Genomic DNA, 14,455 nt, shown 5'->3' on the forward strand with positions numbered 1-14,455 from the left:
GTTGCGCAGGATATCGTGATATCGAGAAATGCCACCATATTAACCCCGCCCTTCGCCGTTGCATCCGGCGGCGAAGCGACGCTCGGCGATTATTTCGCGCTGCTCAAGCCGCGCGTCATGTCGCTGGTGGTCTTCACCGGCGTCGTGGGCATGGCGCTGGCGCCGGGCCATATCCATCCGGTGCTGGGCCTGATCGCGATCCTGTGTATCGCCATGGCTTCGGGCGGCAGCGGCGCGGTGAATATGTGGTACGACCGCGATATCGACGCGGTGATGCAGCGCACGGCGGGCCGTCCGATCCCTTCGGGAAAAATCGCGCCGCACGAGGCGATAGAAATCGGTAGCATGCTGATTTTGGCTTCGGTCGGGCTGATGGGCCTCGCCACTAATTGGGCGGCAGCGGCGCTGCTCGGCTTCGCGGCAGCTTTTTATATATTCGTTTACACCATGGGATTGAAGCGGCGGACGCCGCAGAACATCGTTATCGGCGGCGCGGCGGGCGCTTTTCCGCCGATGATCGGCTGGGTGGCGGTCACGGGCGACGTGAGCTGGATGCCGGTGATTTTGTTCCTGCTGATCTTCTTTTGGACGCCGCCGCATTTCTGGGCGCTGGCCCTTTATCGCAGCGGCGATTACGCGCGCGCAGGCGTGCCGATGCTGCCGGTCGTCGCCGGAGCGCGCGCGACGAAGCTGCAGATGCTGCTTTATACGCTGGCGCTGCTGCCGCTGGCGCTCGCGCCCGTGATGATGGGACAAGCCGGATGGATTTACGGCGGCGGCGCGGCTTTGCTCGGCGCGATGTTCGTCATTCATGCCGTGCGGGTCTGGTTCGACGAAACCGAGCGCAGCCCCCGCGCCATGTTCAAATTCTCGCTGATCTATCTGGCTGGATTATTCGCGCTGCTGCTGATCGATCATTGGATCGGAGCGGCGGCATGACGCAGGACGAAAGAAGCGTAGTTGCCGCGCGGCGCTTGCGGGCGCGCAACTGGGCGGTGCTGGGAATTCTGGCGGCGTTCGTCATCGCCATTTACGCCATCACGATCATCAGGGTTCACCATTAATGCCCGGCGATAAAAATATTCGCATGGCGATGAAGCTGACGGCGCTGGTCGTCGCGATGATCGCTCTGTCGTTCGCCGCCGTGCCGCTTTACGATGTGTTCTGCAAGGCGACGGGCCTCGGCGGCACGACGCAGCGCGCGGCGAAAGCTCCCGAGAACGCGGCTGAAACCCGGACCGTCACCGTAACCTTCAACGCCGATGTCGCGCCTGGCCTGCCTTGGGAATTCAAGCCGGAAACGGCGTCGATGCCGGTTCGAGCCGGGCAGGCGGCCATGGTAAAATTCCGCGCCAAAAACCTGTCCGACCGCCCATTGGTCGGCACGGCGGTGTATAACGTCCAGCCTGGCAAGGTGGGCCTGTATTTCAACAAGGTGGAATGCTTCTGCTTCCAGGAGCAGATGCTGCAGCCGGGGCAGGAGGCCGAATTTCCGGTGACGTTCTTCCTCGATCCCGACATGGCCAAGGATAAAAAATTGGATGATGTGCAGGTCGTCACATTGTCCTATACTTTTTTCCTGGCGAAGGATCAAAGCAAGGCCAAGCTGGCGCAGAGCAACGCGCCGGCGCAGATTAATCAGAATTGATGCGAGGTTTTCATGAGCGCAGAATCCCCTCACTATGAAGACAGCGGCCTGCCGCAGCCCTATCATTTGGTGAAGCCGTCGCCCTGGCCGATGGTCGGCGCTCTGGCCGCCGGAATGCTGGCCGCCGGCATAGTCTTGTTCATGCATAAGGTGAAGCTGGACGGATTCGAGATCGGCGCGAAGGGCATATTGGTCGGCCTCGCGGCGGTTCTGGCCGTCATGTTCGTCTGGTGGCGCGACGTGATCCGTGAGTCGGTGGTCGAACGCGCGCATTCGCCGATCGTCAAAATCGGCCTGCGTTACGGCATGGCGCTGTTCATCGCTTCCGAAGTCATGTTCTTCGCGGCCTTTTTCTGGGCCTATTTCAACAGCGCGCTATTTCCCAATGAGCATATCGGCGGCGTCTGGCCGCCCGCGAATATCAAAACCTTCAACCCGTTCGACATGCCGTTCATGATGACGCTGATCCTGCTGCTTTCGGGCACGACGGTCACCTGGGCGCACCATGCCGCCATCGAGGGCGACCAGCGCGGCATGAAGCGGGCGCTGGCCTGCACGGTCGGGCTTGGCGTGCTTTTTTCCTGCTTCCAGGCGTTCGAGTATCATCACGCCACCTTCACTATCAAGGACGGCATTTTCGGCTCGACCTTCTACATGGCGACCGGTTTCCATGGTCTGCATGTCATCATAGGAACGATTTTCCTTGCCGTATGCTGGTGGCGCGCGGCCAAGGGGCACTTCACGCCGGAAAGCCATTTCGGGCTGGAAGCCGCCGCCTGGTACTGGCATTTCGTGGACGTCGTATGGCTGTTCCTGTTCACGTCGGTTTATATTACCGACTGGTATCATCACTGAGTTTCCGGCTGAAAGTAATACGCGGCTTGCCTTTTTCCGGCCGCGTTATGTAGATTGCCGTGGTTCGTATATTAAGGAGACATAGATGAAGACGATTGCCGCCGCATTGGGTTCTTTCGTTATTGCGACAAACCAGCAATGGGATGCCTTGCCGTTAGGCGAGCGCAATGCCGTCACGTCTTCGGTTCGGGGCTTATTCCCTGAATCTTCCCGCCTTGTGGTTAAAAGGGACCATGTTTCGGCGCAGTTTCTGAAGACTGGAGTAACCTTGGCTTATGATCTGGATAACGGCATCATGACAGCCTCCACGCCCTATGCATCGCAGATTACCGTGGTGGAGCCTATAACCGAGAGACAGTACGCGGCTTTGCAGCAAGGCCGGAGGCGAGGTCGTTACCGTCGATATCGAAGGCAGCAATCTTGTCTACAGCGCCCTGCGCTCCATTCTAACGCGGCCCCATATACGGGAAGCCCTGAGAAACGATCTATAGCACGCCGAAAACGAGGTCAGAGATCCAAGCCGAGGAATTTCCTGACGTCGCCATAGGTCATGCCTATCTGCCGTGTAACGTCGGGCCGGTTCTCGCCCTCATGTGTTGCCTCGATAATGTTGAATTCGTTACCGGCGTGTGAATATTCGACGCGGGTTTCATGGGTTTTCGGTATTATGTTATAAGGATTTGGCTCCATCCGTTGGCCATCGATGATAAAATATGCCACCGAGACAACGTCGCACTTGAACCCGAGAATCTTTTCTCTCTCATGGCGGATAGGCTCGACCGTTGCGCCCCGAGCCGCCTTTGTAGCCAGTATCTCATTATACAAGGGTAGAACTTTTGTCCGCAGCGCGCGCATCATCGCGCGCGCGTTTTTATATTGCTGCAATGTTTTGCCGGTTAATGGTTCCATCGTCATAAGCTCGCTTTATATATGTGATCTTCGAAAAGATATTAATGTGCGTTTCGGGTTGAAAGCAATTACAATCAGTTCTTTACCAGTTCTCCATGGTTAAACGGCGCGACGATGACTGAAGCGGTTTCCATCAAAAATGTATTGTTTAGCCGCTGTCCCCGTTGCGGCAACGGCTCGCTGTTCGAGGGCTTTCTGAAGGTCAAGCCGTCATGCGACGAATGCGGCCTCGATTTCACCAAGGCGGATTCCGGCGACGGGGCGGCGGTGCTGCTTATCTTTCTTGTCGGCTTCCTGACCGTGCCGCCGATGGTCATTCTCGCGCTTCATGTCGACTGGCCGCTATGGGTTCATGCCATCCTGGCGAGCGTCGTGATCCTCGGCCTTGCGCTCGGCGCGATGCGCCCCGCCAAGGCGCTGATGATCGCGTTGCAGTACCGGCACCGGCGGGAGACGTTTTAATGAGGAAAGGAAGCGTTGATCGCGGCGATCCAGCTACATATATAAGTGCCAGCCACATTGCCAACAGCATTTATACTGCTCTGTTCCGCAAAATTATATATTTTTTGAAGAATTCCAGGACTTTCTTTTTTGATGGTCATTAAGGCTTGCTTTATTTCAGCCTCATCACTTTTCTGTACTCCATTTCTAATTTTAGTTTCTATAATTTTTAAGGCAGTGCTGAGGGTATTGTTATGAGATTGGGTTAAGGACTCCACTACAATTTTTAGTAATTCCAGTTCGGGGGTTGGCTTATCAAGAGCTATGGATAAGAGTGTAGTCATTTCTTGTAGTTGGCTTTGAAGACTTTTATTATGTGAGGCTAGGTGTTCGCTGTGGCGTTGCTCCACTTCTAAGAGCTCAGTCCGATTTTGAATCTGCATTTCGGCAATTCTTAACTGCTGTTTCATTTCTAAAACCTTTATTTCGTTGCCAAGAAATGTTTCGGGAGTTATCTCTCCTTTGAGAACCAAATTATAGTTGTGCAATGTTTGTTCTACCTGCTCTTTTTCTCCATCAGGTGTTTCTATTACTAAAATGACTTTTAAGCCTTCTTGCTGAATGGAAACGCGTACATCTTTGTTGGCATATTTATCTCGAACGATACTGGAAAAATTTGATAGAATGGTCATACCAGCAGCGTGATACTCTGGTGGAAATTCTATTGATCTGACAATCGATGAAAAACCTTCTTTTGTTAGCAATTCATGCCAATTTATATCGACGCCCAATCCTTTAATAAATTCTTTGGCAAAGTCATTCCGAGCTTCGGCCCCTGGTTCGCATATGAGTGCTGCACATAGAACAGTGCATTCATCACACACAAATACTGTGGGGCTTCCAGAGATAAGTTTACGAACTTCATGTTGGCTCTTTCCACAAAAGGAGCAGTAAACTATCTCGCTACGAATGCGAACAGTCTGGGCTTGATGGGCAGCTGCGTCCGCAATAGCGGACATCTGGCGGCCAGCGTCCGCCTGCATGTTTTTGAGTATTTCCGTCTGTCGATCTATCAGGTCTCTGAGAGCGGCTGCGCTTAATATAGGTGGAGATACCTGATCGTCAGACATGAATAATGCTCCAAATTATACGATACACAACGCCAATGCTTGCATTATCATTCCATTTATTCAAGTAACAATATAAGTGCAAACTTCTCTAGGAGTTCCTTTTGCCCCAATACCGCATCTTCAACGGCACATTCACCCCGCGTCCCGGTCCGGCGCTGTTCACGATATTCGGCGTCGGCGTGCTGCTGGCGCTCGGCTGGTGGCAGCTCGACCGCATGGTCTGGAAGCATGATCTGATCGCAAGGATCGAGGCGGGCTTGAAGGCCGAGCCCGTCGCGCTGCCAGGCGCGATCCCCGATCCCAAGGCGCTCGATTATGTTCGCGTGCAGGTGACGGGGGTTATGCATCACGACAAGGAATTCCATCTCGCCGCGCGCGATAAATACGGGAGCTTCGGCTATAACATCCTGATTCCGCTTGAAACCGGCAGCGGATTTATTCTGCTCAATCGCGGTTTCGTGCCGTCGAAGAAAAAGCCGCCGGAAACCCGGCCCGAAGGACAGATTCAGGGCGCGGTGACGATCACCGGCATCGCGCGGGTTCCGGGCAAGCCGTCGATTTTCATGCCGGATAACCAGCCCGAAAAGAATTTCTGGCTGTTCATCGATTTCCCGAAAATGGCTGCTGTGGCCGGGATTAAGGCATTCATGCCGGTCGTGGTCGAAGCCGACGCGGCGCCCAATCCCGGCGGCTATCCGATAGGCGGGCAGACGCGGACGGATTTTCCCGATAATCATTTGGTCTATGCGATAACCTGGTTTAGTCTGGCCGTGGCGCTGGCGGCGATATTCTTTCTCTCTCACTGGCGGCGCGAAGCATAAAGAGCGAGACGTGACGAAGTGGAATTGCTATTGCAGTTTACGTCATTCCCGACGCCCCGCAGGGGCGAGCGGGAATCCCGTTTGGTTATTCTTGAAAAAAGAAAACGGGATTCCCGTTCACGTTATGCCCGCTTGGGCGGTCATAACGCGCCGGGAATGACGGCTCTGTTTGAACTCATTAGGCTCTAAAGGGCACATAATTGCGTTATCACAGCACACGCGGGCAAGCGCCGGAGCTTGATTTTCTGGACGCCGCGATGGCGGGCCTGGCGGCGGATGGCGGCCTTTATTTGCCCAAGGCATGGCCCAAAATCGCCGAAGCGGACATGGTTTCGTGGCGGGATCAGCCATACCGGAATATTGCCTTTAACGTCTTAAAGCCTCTGATCGGTGACGCTTTAACGAATGCGGAGTTGCAAGGCCTGATCGATCGCGCGCTCGCGTATTTCGCCCATCCCGATATTGCGCCCTTACGCCAATTAGACGAACGATTGTGGCTGCTCGAATTGTTTCACGGCCCGACGCTGGCATTCAAGGATATGGCGCTGCAATTCCTGGGACAATTGTTCGATTTCATGCTGGCGCGAAGCGGCAAGCGCGCGACGGTGATCGGCGCGACATCGGGTGACACCGGCTCGGCGGCGATGGCGGGCTGCGCCGGATGCAAGAATCTCGACGTTTTTATTCTCTATCCGCATAACCGGCCCAGCGAGATTCAGCGCCGCCAGATGACAACCCACACCGCGCCGAATATTCACGCCATCGCCGTCGAAGGCAGCTTCGATGACTGCCAGGCGCTGGTGAAGGCGATCTTCAACGACCCCGCAGCGCGGGCGGCGTTCAATCCGATAGCGGTGAATTCGATCAACTGGGCGCGGATCGCGGCGCAGATCGTCTATTATTTCGTCGCGGCGATAAGGCTGGGCGCGCCGGCTGTCGCGCCGAGCTTCGTCGTGCCGACGGGCAATTTCGGCAATATCTTCGCCGGTTTCGCCGCGATGCAAATGGGACTGCCGGTTTCGCGGCTGGCGGCCGCGACCAACCGCAACGACGCGGTGCATCGCTTTTTCACCGAAGGGGAAATCATTCCCGCCGTCGTGCAGCCAAGCCTCAGCCCCAGCATGGATATTCAAGTCCCCAGCAATCTGGAGCGGTTGCTGTTCGCGCTGACGGATTATGACGGCGCGGCGACGCGCAAGATCATGGCCGCGGACCATCCGCGCCTGTCGCCGATCATGCTTGGAAAGGCGCGGCAATATTTCACGTCGGCGCGGGTCGACGATGCCGAAACCTTGAAGGCCATGACGGATATTTATGGCGGAACCGGCTATTTGCTCGATCCCCACAGCGCGGTCGGAGTCGCCGCCGCGCGGCAGCTGGCGCGCGAACTGCCGGAGCCGGTCGTCTGCCTCGCCACCGCGCATCCGGCGAAATTCCCGGAAGCCGCCGCCAGCGCCATTCACCATCCGCTCGATCCGCCGCCGGAGATCGCGGCGCTGTATGATCTGCCGGAGCGCATAACCATCTTGCCGTCCGACTACCGGCAAGTCACCGATTATATCAGGGAACACAGAACAGCATGACGGTCCGGATTTCAAAACTCGCCAATGGTTTGACGGTGGCCACCGACACCATGCCCGATTCCTACAGCGTCGCCTTCGGCGTGTGGGCGGGGGTTGGAACCCGCGACGAGCCGAAAGAGGCGCAAGGAGTCGCGCATCTGGTCGAGCATATGCTGTTCAAGGGTACGAAACGGCGCAGCGCCATCGAAATTTCCGAGGCGATGGAGGGCGTGGGCGGCTACATGAACGCCTATACCTCGCGCGAAGAGACGGCCTATCACGCGCGCATGCTGCCCGAGCATGTCGAGCGCGGCTGCGATATCATATCCGATATGCTGATGCATTCGGTGATCGATCCGGTCGAGCTTGACCGCGAACGCGCGGTCATCATCCAGGAAATCGGCCAGTCTCTCGATGCCCCCGACGATCATATTTTCGATCTGATGCAGGAAACGGCTTTTCCGGGGCAGGCAATCGTGAAAGCGCCATTATATGACGACCAAAAGGAATCATAACCGAACCCCAGCCACGGATTATGACTCATCACCGCCTTGATGACGGCAGGCCAGATGACTGTTCTGCCCGATAACGTGGCATCGCGCCCCATCATTGCGGTTGCCGATGCGAGTTCTGACGTATCGACCATGAACATCATCGGCACAATAACAACCAATATAATTACCCCCGATATATGATCCCACTCTGGTTCTTCTCATCAATTTCGTAAGATAAAAAATCCCTATCATCGACGTCAGCAAAAGCCATGCGCCGCGCGATAACGACCCAATGGCAAGAATGATTGATATAACGAACAGAAAAATCCCCATTCTGCGCGATGTTTCGGCATGCATCAGCAGGAGAGCGATCAATGTGCTGGCAACCATCGTGCTGCCCATTGTGTTCTTGTGGTTAAAATAGCCGCGAAATGCCGGATAATGCTTATCGTGATGGATGCCCTGCGCCGGGTCGAGAATGACCGCCAGCAAGGTCACTAGACAGACGGCAATCATGCAGTAGCCTAGAATCCTAAGGAATTGCGGCGACGAGTACCTGGTTACGAAATAGAAGGCCAGCATCGTACCGCCGAGCGCATTGATCGAACGCCTGAGCGTCACGGTCGGATCAATCGACCACACGACTGAAAGCACCGTCAGGACGCCGATCACCGCCAAAGGCCAGGCGGCCTTGATCACGGGAAGGCTTTTTCTCCATCTGATCACCAGATAAAGCAGCGCGTAAAAATAAATCGGCATAAGAATGATCTGGCGAATTGGATTGACGATATCGCCCTGCCCTCTTTGAGCGATCAAAGGCGAGCCTACGTGCGAGTCTTCGTCACCGCCCGTGCCGTAGAAAAGCACGCCGCATGCGCCCGTAACCATAAGAATGGCGACCAAGATAAGCAAGAATTCGAGGCTGAAAATCCTCACCCGCTTATTCTTATTCAAGCTTTCACTATACTGCGTATCCATATCTTACGCCTTCTCCAGAAATTCATGCAGCGCGCGCCACATCGGTTTGCGCCGCATATTATCATCAAGGGGCAGCCCCCGGATCCGTCGCCCTGTGGGATTGCTCTTATTCCACTTCGCATTGGACAGCCAGCTATGGCGGTCGCTGAGACCCCAGGTCAAAATTTGTTTCGGCACGGCGACCGAAGAAATAATATCCAAGAATTCCTTCGTTTTAGCCGCGACCCGCTTATCGTTTTCTTCTTGCGTAGCGCGGGCGGAATCAAAAACGTCCAGCTCGGTAATGATGACTTCCAGGCCCAGACTCTTCGCTTCCTTGCAGAAATTCTCGAGAGGATCCAGCTTCGATCCGGTATGCATGTGAGCTTGCAGCCCCACCGCATGAATGGGAACGTTTTTGTCCTTAAGGCCGCGAAGCAGCTTCAAAGCCGCCTTGGCTTTAACAGACCCCGCCTCGATCTGGTAATCATTATAGACCAATTGCGCATCAGGATCCGCCTGCGCCGCCATCCGGAAAGCTTTTTCGACATATGAATCCCCCATGGCCTCCCGCCACGGCGTATCCCGCATCTGGTCTCCAAGCCACCATGCCTCACCGGGCTTGAGAGCTTCATTGACGACATCCCAGGATAAAAATTTTCCCTTATAGCGGGACATGACGGCGCCGATATGCTCTTCCATCAAAGCCTCGGCCTTGCTTTTATCGTCTTCCAGCGCCTTCTTGGCCCAAGCGGGCAAAGCCTCGTACCAGATCAGCGTATGCCCGCGCATTTTCATGCCATGGCTCTGCGCGTATTCAAGCAGCTTGTCGGTCGGGCCGAAATTCCATTTGTCACGCTCCGGATGAATTATATCCCATTTCGTGGCGCCCTCCGCGACGACGATGTTGCACTCCCCGCGCCACCGCATCGCTGAAATCCGCTTCATAATCTTTTCCGCCCTTGGATATATCCAGCCGCGCGGCATCGGTGGCGCAGCCGAAATAAATTCCCTTCTTGGCCGCCGTTTCACGCAGGGGCGGCAGGGATTCATAATCATATCCGGCCGCAGCGGTCTGCGCCGCCGCGAATTTCGGCAGCATCGCTCCAGCCGCGACCGCTGCGGAAAGCTCGATGAAGTCGCGCCTTGTCAAATCTCCGGTTCGATTTTTCATGCGGCCTCCTCTCTTTTCCTGGATGGAATGTACTTTTCCATGGCCTGCCTTAATTCAATATCCTCGACAAAGTCTTCCGGCGAGAAGTCGCTTTCCTTATAACGCCCGTATTTCCAGTTATCGGAAATAGGCTTGAAATGGCGATAGACATACTCCTTCGCGGGCAGGAATTTGCTCGGCTGGTTGGCGATGCTGTGCACCGTCCATGTATTAAGGGCCGCAGAGCATTTGCGAGGCACCGCGCACCATTTGTTGGCGCATTTCGACGTGTCTTCTTTCTCAAAATAATAATAATGCGCATGGCGGCGCACGCCGCCCGTAATTTCGGCGGCGCTCGCATTGCTTATCCAGACTCCGCCGAAATGCGTCACGCCGAAGATCGAAGCCTCGGCGCGCTCATAGACGGATTGCGGCGATTTCGAGACGATCAGCTCGTCGATGTCGCAGTTCAGTACGCTCCGCGCCTTTTGCAGGAACCTGAAACGGGCGTGCTGAAGAACGCCAATCTGGCAGAAAACGGAATCCCACGGCGCGATCTTCCCGCCGACGCCGCCGGAAACTCCCCCCTGAGGCCCATATTTGAAGGGCCACGAAATCACCAGGATGAGAAGGCCGGGAAACGCCGACGAAAGCGCATCCTGCAGTTCGCCCGGCGAGTATTTGTCCGAATTGTTGTCGTAGAACAGGACCGCATCCGTTCCCTGGCTGTTCACGTAATATGTTATCCAGTCTATGATCCAATGGATCTCATTGTTCTTGGATAGCGTCAGCAAGACGCGCTTGCCCGCGAACAGGCCGTTCCCGTCCGGCTGGACATCAATGTCGAAAGAGCCGAGATCGCCGCGAAGGGATATTTTCTTGTCGTCGCTCTTAATCCAAATATCGTTAGCCAGTTTTCGATCATAAATCCTGTTTTGGAAATTCAAGGCTCCCAGCTTGCTCGCAAAGTATGGATATCGCGTCAGGCGCTCTTTAAGGTTAAAAAGCGGCGGCCCCTGAAAAACAACGTATTTTCCTGACGCATACACGTCATAAAACAGCGTCTTCCAATCATATTGGCCTTCGTAATTTTCATTCCTTAGGCTTAATGGCCTTGGCGCATCCCTGGCAACAGGCACGTCGTCAGGAATCGTGCAAATGCTTAGCTTTATCGTATTGGGCATAAACTTCTCCTGACGAGCCGGCCATTTATAATACTTCTCTGTAATTCCAATGCCTTTATACCCGGATTTATTACTTTCAACATATTGTTTTATCTACCTATAGGGCGGTTTTATGGCAAAAAAACCAGTCTTTGTAAATTATAGCGAGTCAGACCCTTATAGATCAGAACCGGGATGCCTATGCCCGCAACCATGCCGCTCAATAAATGAATGCCCGGCGAGACGATGCCCACTTTCAGCAGCATAACCCGCCATGCCGCCAGGAAGATGATATGCATGACGAAAACGATGAGGGAAACCTTGCCCAATGCCGCCAAAGCCCTGCCGATGGGGAACTTGCTTAACCACTGGCTCGCCAAAAACACCAAAAACATCGCGGCAAAGGTCGCCGGCAGGACGATAATGCTGAAATACGGCACATGCTCTGAAATGCCCAGGGTCAGAAATGCCGCAAAAAGCATGGGAGAAAGCGCTCCCGCGATCACGCATCGCCTGTGGGTCACGATCGCCTGAGGCCAGGATTTAGAGGCGGCATAGGCCCCCAGGAAGTAAAATACCCCGAAATCCGCGAGGCTCGCATATTCGGCGGAATCGATGTTCGCGGCCTCGGGATACGGTTCCACCGCCAGATGCCGGGCCAGATAAAGCCCGATGGCGATGATGAAGGCGAGGCCATACCGATCCTTCAAGGCCGCGGCGACAAGATGAAAAATCAGCAAGGCATACAGAAACCAGAACTGGGCGACGGGAATGTAAAACGGGGTCAACAAAGCTTCGATGCCGATGGGATTATTGACCTGCTTGGACATCACGACCTTAAGGCCGACCTGAAGAATGGCCCAAAAGAAATACATCGGCACCAGCAGCTTGGTGCGGCGCCACGCGGAAATCCTGGCCGACGACCGGCTCAGGCTGCCATGCACATTATATCCCGCCAGCAAAAGGAATAGCGGCATATGCCAAAGATAAAATGAATAATCGACGACCTCCCAAAGACTGTCAGCGGAAGAAATCCCCGCATTGACTAGCCCGCGCCAGACATGGCTATAGACCACGGCGGTGATGCCAATGCCTTTGGCGATATCCTGAGCAGCGCTTCGGTCAATGAATTTTTGCTGATTTGTTCCGGTCACGTCGTTATCGCGTCTAGAACTTTGATCCGGCGCAGAACCAGGACCTTAAGGGCAACAGGCCCCAAAATGCCCGCCGCGATCAGGATCGGGAGGAAAATCAGGAAATGATAACCATCCCAATTCATGAAACGCATCAGAACGCCCTTTGTCAGACCAATGAAGATAGTGTTGAACAGATAAATCACGAACGTATAGCCGGCAAGGAAGGCAAGGATACTGGAACGGCTGAAGACCGGCCGACGCATCACGGCATGGATCGCGGGCAAGGCAAGAAGATCAAGCGCATCCCTGCATAACTCCCAGTAGGGAAATGGGCTCATCACGGCCAAAAGCGCAAGCGATAATATGAAAACCGCCGCCAGAACCAGCCAGTGGCGGTCGAGAAACCGCCGGTAGGATTCCATATATCGAACCGTCACGCCGCCCAGTATGAAGAATACGAAGAAACCTCCCACCCGCCACAGATAGAAATACTCGGGCAGCGGCGCGTAATGCAGCGCCGCCGCCAGCGCGAGCAGAGCCCATGCCTTGCCTCTCATGAGCCACATCAGCGGCGGCACGATCGCGCAATAGACGAACATCACATAGACGTACCAGATCGACGTCGCCGGGCCGGAGTCCGTATTGATGAACATCGCCTTCAGCCCGTCCGTCAGGCCCGGCGGCTGGCGGTCGACGGTCATGAAATGGCTGAACGCCAGTTTACCGAGGATAATCGTCAGGCCGAACAGCACGAACGGCAGCAGAAAGCGGAAAGCCCGCTTTTTCAGGAAATCCCAGTATTTTCCTGGCGGCGTTTCCGCCGCGCCGGTGTAAAACATCACGATGCCGCTCAGATACATGAACAAGGGCATGTGAAACATATAGATGGCGTCGCTTAGCGACATGAACCATTCATTGCCGGCAGGCTGAGCCGCGCCACGGCTTACGATATGGCCGATCACGACCAGCAGGATGGCGAAGCCCTTGGCCTGATCGATGTCATGCAGCCTCGGCCGCGGCGGTTTTGCGGAAATCCCGGACATAACCTACGCTTTTTCCAGGAATTCATGAAGCACATGCCACATCGGCTTGCGCTTCAAGTCATCATCGAGCGGCAGGCCGCGAATATGATGCCCTTTCGGATTGCGCCACACGTTCCATTGCGCGCTGGACAGCCAGCTATGGCGATCGGTCAGGCCCCAGGCCAGGATTTGCTTGGGCACCGCGACCGTGAACACGATGTCCAGGAACTCGCGCAGTTTGGCGGCAACCAGCTCATCGGTCTTTTTCGAATCGGTATTGAAGGACGGGTCGAAAACATCGAGCTCCGTGATGATGATATCCAAACCGAGCTTCTTCGCTTCCTCGCATAAAGCCTTCAGCGGCGCGAAGTTCGTCTCAAGGTCGATATGCGCCTGCAAACCAAGGGCATGAATAGGGACATTCTTGTCTTTCAGGCCGCGCAATAATTTTATCGCCGACGCCGATTTCGCGGGCCGCTGCTCGATATCGTAATCGTTATAGACCAGTTGAACGTCCGGATCGGCCTGCGCCGCAAGCCGGAAGGCTTTTTCTATATAAGACGGCCCCAGCGCCTTCAGCCACGGCGTGTCGCGCAGTCCTTCCTCATTCCCCTCGCCCCTGCCCTTGAGGGCTTCGTTCACGACATCCCAGGAAACGAGCTTGCCTTTGTAATGGCCCGCCACTTTGGCGATATATTCCTCCATCAGGGCTTCGCCCCTGCCCTCTTTGAGAGCTTGCTCCGCCCAGGCCGGAAACGCCGCGTGCCATATCAGCGTATGGCCGCGCATCTTCATGTCGTATTTCTTCGCATATTCCAATAGCTGGTCGGCGAGCCAGAAATCCCATTTCTCCGGCGTCGGATGGAGAGCGTCCCATTTCATGATGCTCTCGGCGACCAAGAGATTGCATTCGCGGGCGATGGCGTCGTTGAAGTCCTGCTCGTAATAGGGGCTGAACGCCTTGGTAATCTCCAGACGCGCGGGCTCGACGCTCGAACCATAGAGGATGCCCTTCTTCGCCGCCGTTTCGCGCAGCGGAGGCAAGGATTCATAATCGTATTTTACGGTTTCAGTTTCCGCCATCGCAAATTTCGGAAGCATCGCGCTCGTGGCCGTCGCCGCGGATAGGGCGATAAAGTCGCGGCGAGTTAGCTCTCGTTTCAT

At 55.2% G+C, this 14,455-nt stretch carries 16 protein-coding genes and 1 pseudogene; 8 read left to right on the forward strand and 9 right to left on the reverse strand.

Going from position 1 to position 14,455, the window contains the following annotated elements; translation table 11 throughout:
* The first annotated feature begins 15 nt into the window (after positions 1-15).
* The 4 genes from WDO70_04615 to WDO70_04630 are packed head-to-tail and all read left to right on the forward strand — an operon-like array spanning position 16 to position 2,503.
* Positions 16-939 (forward strand): heme o synthase, encoded by a 924-nt coding sequence (locus WDO70_04615; GenBank protein MEJ0062484.1) that lies wholly within the window; start codon positions 16-18, stop codon positions 937-939.
* A complete protein-coding gene (locus WDO70_04620; protein ID MEJ0062485.1) occupies positions 936-1,064 on the forward strand; it encodes a hypothetical protein in 129 nt (42 codons plus the stop codon). The genes WDO70_04615 and WDO70_04620 overlap by 4 nt, the downstream gene beginning before the upstream one ends.
* Positions 1,064-1,648 carry a cytochrome c oxidase assembly protein gene (locus tag WDO70_04625; protein ID MEJ0062486.1) on the forward strand — a complete coding sequence of 195 codons (585 nt, stop codon included), beginning with the start codon at positions 1,064-1,066 and terminating at the stop codon, positions 1,646-1,648. The genes WDO70_04620 and WDO70_04625 overlap by 1 nt, the downstream gene beginning before the upstream one ends.
* A gap of 12 nt (positions 1,649-1,660) precedes the next feature.
* Positions 1,661-2,503 carry a cytochrome c oxidase subunit 3 gene (locus WDO70_04630; protein MEJ0062487.1) on the forward strand — a complete coding sequence of 281 codons (843 nt, stop codon included), beginning with the start codon at positions 1,661-1,663 and terminating at the stop codon, positions 2,501-2,503.
* Between the two features lie 507 nt (positions 2,504-3,010).
* Here WDO70_04630 and WDO70_04635 read toward each other — a convergent pair.
* Positions 3,011-3,418 carry a hypothetical protein gene (locus tag WDO70_04635; protein ID MEJ0062488.1) on the reverse strand — a complete coding sequence of 136 codons (408 nt, stop codon included), beginning with the start codon at positions 3,416-3,418 and terminating at the stop codon, positions 3,011-3,013.
* Between the two features lie 108 nt (positions 3,419-3,526).
* Between WDO70_04635 and WDO70_04640 the strand changes: the two genes are divergently transcribed.
* Positions 3,527-3,874 carry a DUF983 domain-containing protein gene (locus tag WDO70_04640; GenBank protein MEJ0062489.1) on the forward strand — a complete coding sequence of 116 codons (348 nt, stop codon included), beginning with the start codon at positions 3,527-3,529 and terminating at the stop codon, positions 3,872-3,874.
* An 836-nt stretch (positions 3,875-4,710) separates the two neighbouring features.
* Here WDO70_04640 and WDO70_04645 read toward each other — a convergent pair.
* Positions 4,711-4,872 (reverse strand): annotated as a pseudogene (locus WDO70_04645) (ClpX C4-type zinc finger protein).
* A 212-nt stretch (positions 4,873-5,084) separates the two neighbouring features.
* Here WDO70_04645 and WDO70_04650 point away from each other — a divergent pair.
* From WDO70_04650 to WDO70_04660, 3 genes are all read left to right on the forward strand, one after another.
* Positions 5,085-5,804 (forward strand): SURF1 family protein, encoded by a 720-nt coding sequence (locus tag WDO70_04650; GenBank protein MEJ0062490.1) that lies wholly within the window; start codon positions 5,085-5,087, stop codon positions 5,802-5,804.
* A gap of 200 nt (positions 5,805-6,004) precedes the next feature.
* Positions 6,005-7,387 (forward strand): threonine synthase, encoded by a 1,383-nt coding sequence (gene thrC, locus WDO70_04655; protein MEJ0062491.1) that lies wholly within the window; start codon positions 6,005-6,007, stop codon positions 7,385-7,387.
* On the forward strand, positions 7,384-7,881 hold the full coding sequence (locus WDO70_04660; GenBank protein ID MEJ0062492.1) for a pitrilysin family protein: 498 nt from the start codon (positions 7,384-7,386) through the stop codon (positions 7,879-7,881). Before thrC ends, WDO70_04660 begins: the two co-directional genes overlap by 4 nt.
* Positions 7,882-7,899: 18 nt before the next feature.
* On the opposite strand, the gene WDO70_04665 is transcribed toward WDO70_04660, so the two are convergent.
* From WDO70_04665 to WDO70_04695, 7 genes are all read right to left on the reverse strand, one after another.
* Positions 7,900-8,838 (reverse strand): hypothetical protein, encoded by a 939-nt coding sequence (locus WDO70_04665; GenBank protein ID MEJ0062493.1) that lies wholly within the window; start codon positions 8,836-8,838, stop codon positions 7,900-7,902.
* A gap of 3 nt (positions 8,839-8,841) precedes the next feature.
* Positions 8,842-9,765, reverse strand: coding sequence for an endo-1,4-beta-xylanase (locus WDO70_04670; protein ID MEJ0062494.1), 924 nt, complete (start codon positions 9,763-9,765; stop codon positions 8,842-8,844).
* Positions 9,671-9,991, reverse strand: a complete 321-nt coding sequence (locus WDO70_04675; GenBank protein MEJ0062495.1) for a twin-arginine translocation signal domain-containing protein — start codon at positions 9,989-9,991, stop codon at positions 9,671-9,673. The genes WDO70_04670 and WDO70_04675 overlap by 95 nt, the downstream gene beginning before the upstream one ends.
* Positions 9,988-11,154 (reverse strand): glycosyltransferase family 92 protein, encoded by a 1,167-nt coding sequence (locus WDO70_04680; protein ID MEJ0062496.1) that lies wholly within the window; start codon positions 11,152-11,154, stop codon positions 9,988-9,990. The genes WDO70_04675 and WDO70_04680 overlap by 4 nt, the downstream gene beginning before the upstream one ends.
* Positions 11,155-11,264: 110 nt before the next feature.
* Positions 11,265-12,287: an acyltransferase gene (locus WDO70_04685; protein ID MEJ0062497.1), complete on the reverse strand. Its 1,023-nt coding sequence runs from the start codon at positions 12,285-12,287 to the stop codon at positions 11,265-11,267.
* Positions 12,284-13,312 carry an acyltransferase gene (locus WDO70_04690; protein ID MEJ0062498.1) on the reverse strand — a complete coding sequence of 343 codons (1,029 nt, stop codon included), beginning with the start codon at positions 13,310-13,312 and terminating at the stop codon, positions 12,284-12,286. The genes WDO70_04685 and WDO70_04690 overlap by 4 nt, the downstream gene beginning before the upstream one ends.
* Positions 13,313-13,315: 3 nt before the next feature.
* The gene (locus WDO70_04695) at positions 13,316-14,455 is read right to left on the reverse strand and encodes an endo-1,4-beta-xylanase (protein ID MEJ0062499.1); all 1,140 of its coding nucleotides are present in this window, start codon (positions 14,453-14,455) and stop codon (positions 13,316-13,318) included.

The organism is Alphaproteobacteria bacterium, assembly GCA_037200005.1.
GTDB lineage: Bacteria > Pseudomonadota > Alphaproteobacteria > UBA9219 > RFNS01 > JBBCGY01.

Bases quoted from the DNA above. Each gene is read 5' to 3' on its own strand.
- WDO70_04620 (MEJ0062485.1), top strand. From the start codon at position 936: ATGACGCAGGACGAAAGAAGCGTAGTTGCCGCGCGGCGCTTGCGGGCG.
- WDO70_04625 (MEJ0062486.1), top strand. From the start codon at position 1,064: ATGCCCGGCGATAAAAATATTCGCATGGCGATGAAGCTGACGGCGCTG.
- WDO70_04630 (MEJ0062487.1), top strand. From the start codon at position 1,661: ATGAGCGCAGAATCCCCTCACTATGAAGACAGCGGCCTGCCGCAGCCC.
- WDO70_04635 (MEJ0062488.1), bottom strand. From the start codon at position 3,418: ATGACGATGGAACCATTAACCGGCAAAACATTGCAGCAATATAAAAAC.
- WDO70_04640 (MEJ0062489.1), top strand. From the start codon at position 3,527: ATGACTGAAGCGGTTTCCATCAAAAATGTATTGTTTAGCCGCTGTCCC.
- WDO70_04660 (MEJ0062492.1), top strand. From the start codon at position 7,384: ATGACGGTCCGGATTTCAAAACTCGCCAATGGTTTGACGGTGGCCACC.
- WDO70_04665 (MEJ0062493.1), bottom strand. From the start codon at position 8,838: ATGGATACGCAGTATAGTGAAAGCTTGAATAAGAATAAGCGGGTGAGG.
- WDO70_04670 (MEJ0062494.1), bottom strand. From the start codon at position 9,765: ATGAAGCGGATTTCAGCGATGCGGTGGCGCGGGGAGTGCAACATCGTC.
- WDO70_04675 (MEJ0062495.1), bottom strand. From the start codon at position 9,991: ATGAAAAATCGAACCGGAGATTTGACAAGGCGCGACTTCATCGAGCTT.
- WDO70_04680 (MEJ0062496.1), bottom strand. From the start codon at position 11,154: ATGCCCAATACGATAAAGCTAAGCATTTGCACGATTCCTGACGACGTG.
- WDO70_04690 (MEJ0062498.1), bottom strand. From the start codon at position 13,312: ATGTCCGGGATTTCCGCAAAACCGCCGCGGCCGAGGCTGCATGACATC.
- WDO70_04695 (MEJ0062499.1), bottom strand. From the start codon at position 14,455: ATGAAACGAGAGCTAACTCGCCGCGACTTTATCGCCCTATCCGCGGCG.